This is a genomic window from Microvirga lenta (assembly GCF_020532555.1).
Classification (GTDB): Bacteria; Pseudomonadota; Alphaproteobacteria; order Rhizobiales; family Beijerinckiaceae; genus Microvirga; species Microvirga lenta.
Genome location: NZ_JAJBBR010000026.1, coordinates 1 through 3,212 on the forward strand (window position 1 = coordinate 1; position 3,212 = coordinate 3,212).

Annotated in this window: 3 protein-coding genes; 2 read left to right on the forward strand and 1 reads right to left on the reverse strand. The window is 60.2% G+C overall.

Translation table 11 applies throughout. The annotated features are described in order from the left end of the window. The coding region (locus LGR44_RS21625) for a hypothetical protein (protein WP_226742785.1) at positions 1-343 on the reverse strand (343 nt) is incomplete at its 3' end. A 440-nt stretch (positions 344-783) separates the two neighbouring features. Between LGR44_RS21625 and LGR44_RS21630 the strand changes: the two genes are divergently transcribed. Further along, positions 784-2,589, forward strand: a complete 1,806-nt coding sequence (locus tag LGR44_RS21630; protein ID WP_226742786.1) for a hypothetical protein — start codon at positions 784-786, stop codon at positions 2,587-2,589. A gap of 173 nt (positions 2,590-2,762) precedes the next feature. Beyond that, positions 2,763-3,212 (forward strand): hypothetical protein (locus LGR44_RS21635; protein WP_226742787.1); only part of this gene is annotated, 450 nt, incomplete at its 3' end.

Sequence of the window (3,212 nt, forward strand, 5' to 3'; positions counted from 1 at the left end):
TGAAGCCCAGCGTAACCATGATCGCCAATCCGGCTGCAGCGCCACTGATCAAGGCAGCGCCGGGCGCGTTCAGAACGGTCTGGCTCCAACTCACCTCGGCATACCGCCACGTCGCCAGGATACCAGTCAGGATACGGGCGAGGTCGATCTTGCGCAGATCGAGGAGCAATTCATGCTCGGGCAATGCCCTGCGCGTCCTGGAGAACTGCGCGATTTTCTCGATCGCGTTCCACATGCGGTCACGCATCAAGCCGGATGCCATCAGCGCAACGAATGCAGTCAGCACGAGAAGGAAGACGAGAGCCTCGTAGAGCGGGTTCCCATCACTAAAGGCATTGAGCATGACAGCGATTCCGGCAGAGTCTTATATGTTGCAAACCAAGGGCAGGTTGAGCGGCTACTTTATGAGATGTGCGGAATCAATGCATTTTGTTCTGATCGAAGTGTCGCAGTGACAGCCGTCATCATTCCTTTATGAGATTGGTTGGAGCGCCCGGGAAACTCAGTTGGAGACAGCCTACTGCTCGTACAGGTGATCCGGAAGTCTCTTATTTCGAAGTGGATCCCGTTCGCCGCCAGGAAGAGCGCGGCATCCCAATATGAGAGATAGTTCAAGGTCAGTGGAATCATCCCTCGGCCGTCGCGCGGGAGCAGGCATTCCGGCTTCAGCCTTGACAGACTTCCCTTACTTCGGTGAAACCCTGTGACGGTCCGGATTTCCATCCGGGCAACCGTCTCCGGCGCCGTTTGGCCGCCGCTCCCTATCGAAAGTTGTTTTGACCCATGCCTGACAAGTCGCAGTGGCTCGGGCCCAGGTGCTTCGGAGGTAGGAGCCAGAAAGGCCGGGATATCTCCGTTTTCAGCCAGGAGGAGGGAAGCAAATCCGTTGCCGATGCCGTCGCCCTTACGGTTCTTGTCTTCTCTGCCATCGCCCTCTTTACTGTTCGGCTGCCGATTGGAGCTGATCTATCCGACGAGGCTTACTACCTCACCCATATCGTTGAGTGGTTGCGCAACGGTTTCGTGGGCAGCAACAATCTCAACATCCAGCAGCTTTCTGCGCTCTTCGTATACCCTTTCGCGCGGGCCGGGATCAGTGGAGATCTGTCCGGCGCCATCCTGTTCCTGCGGGTGGTCTATGCCGCGATGGTGATGGCGGCCTGCGTGCCGCTCTACTTCTTCCTGCGACGGCTGAGATCGGCCCCAGTCGCCGTCCTCGGAACGGGGCTCCTGATCGCCTTCATTCCCTTTGGGCTACCTGCTCCAAGCTACAACACGATCGCCCTTTGCGGCATGACTGCAGCCCTGTCCTTGTTCGGCATTGCTTTCGTAGATGCCGGGAAGGTCGAAGGGATGCACCCCAATCCTTCCGCCAAGGATATTGCTCTTCTGGCGGCCTCCGCAGCTTTCTGGGGCATCGCCGTCGTGTCCTACCCAACACTGGCTCCTGCGCCCGTGCTGCAGGCCGTCCTCGCCCTTATGCTGGCGCGGAGCCGACCAGAGCGGCGTTTCGTCGCAATCTACGTGCTGTGCGGTCTCGCCGCCGCCCTGGCGCTGGCGGCGATCCTCATCTCCGTCTTCGGCCTCGGGCGCCTCATCGCGATGGTCGACTATACGTCGGCTTCCGCGCAGCTCTCTGCCGGACTGGCAGGGAAGTTGAGGACAACTCTTACACGGCTGGCGGCGCAACCGCTTGCAACCTGCGCGTTTGTCGGCATAATCCTGCTGCCGCTGCTTTCCGACTGCTACAAGCGCTCCCGTCTTGTGCCGGACGGACTGATCTACCTCACGATGTTCACCATAGTGGCATTCTCGGACGCGGTCGCTTTCATTAAGTCCCACGATATCATCGTTCTCGCGGCCCTGTTCGGAGCCGTCGCCGCCTTCCGCAGTGCCCCCAATCCGGCGGGTTCCGCCGTCCGCATCGTCTGGGCTACCAGCATAGGCAGCGCCCTGATCACTGCCGCCACGTCGGCCGGGAGCATTTTCAACGTGCCGATCGGCGGATTCATGGCGGCGTGCCTTGGACTGGCCCTCACGGTTCCTCGTGCAGGCGATCCGTCGATATGGCCCCGTGCTATGGGTTACACGCCCGTGATCCTGACCTTGGCGGTCGTGGCTTACATATCGCAGACGTTCATCTATGGCGAGGCGCCTCCCCAGCGGCCCGTGAACGCTCGCGTCATAGAGTTCGGACCCCTTAGGGGAGTGCGAACGACGCCCGAATTTTACAGATTCATCACGGACGTGACCGCTGCCTTCTCGGCCCATGGTCAGGCAGGCAGGACTGTCACGGTGTTCGGTCCTATTTCCGGCCTCTACCTGCTGACGGAAATGACGCCGCATACCCTGTCCACATGGAGCCTGCGGAGTAGCTCGGGCGAGGCGGCACGCAGGATGGCGCAGGCGTTTTTTGCTCAGCACCCGCCCGATTTTGTCGCTGTCTACCGCGATCCATGGACCGAACCCTTGGGCTCAATGGAGACAGAGCTCCTGAAAAGATACCACAGCGTCAGCACCATCAAGGTTGGCTGGAGGGAGTTTGAGCTCTTTGCGCGGCGGTCGGGGCCGCCAAAGGCCCGTTCGTGAGAAGGTTCGCTGCAGTTCTCCATGCGGCTGACCCCACGTCCGTCCCGAGAGTGGGCAAAGTGCCCGATGGAGTCCCATCCAACCAACCAGTCCGTTGCGACGGGAAATACCCTAGTGGATTCTGCAGTTGCATTGTACAGCGCAGAGCATGGTGAGGAGCCGGACAAGACATCATGATCAATGCCTTCAGCGATGGAAATCCTGTCTACGAAGCCTTCGTGTTTCTGGCTTTGTTCCTTGCCTTCCTGGTGGTTGCTCCGTTGAGGCTCGGCCGGCCGTGGGGCTGGGCGGCGGTTGCCGGGGTCGTGCGTTTTTCGAGGAAGCGCAGGGTCCTGCCCGAGCATGATCTGTTACTGGATCTCCGCAAGATCGATCTTGCTCGCATCCTGACCGGCATCCTGGCGACGTGGCGGTATGCCGAGGTCTTTTGGCAGCAGATCGCCTTTGGCGATGCCAGGGCCGCCTTTATCGGCGGGTCCGCGCTGGTCCTATCCATTCTCGTGATGTTTGGCCTGCTGACACCTGCTGCGGTCCTGGTGCTCATGGCTACGGCCAATATCCTGATCGACAATTCCCTCGGCGCCTCCACCCTCGGCACCCAGGTGCTGTCGATGCTGCTGCTG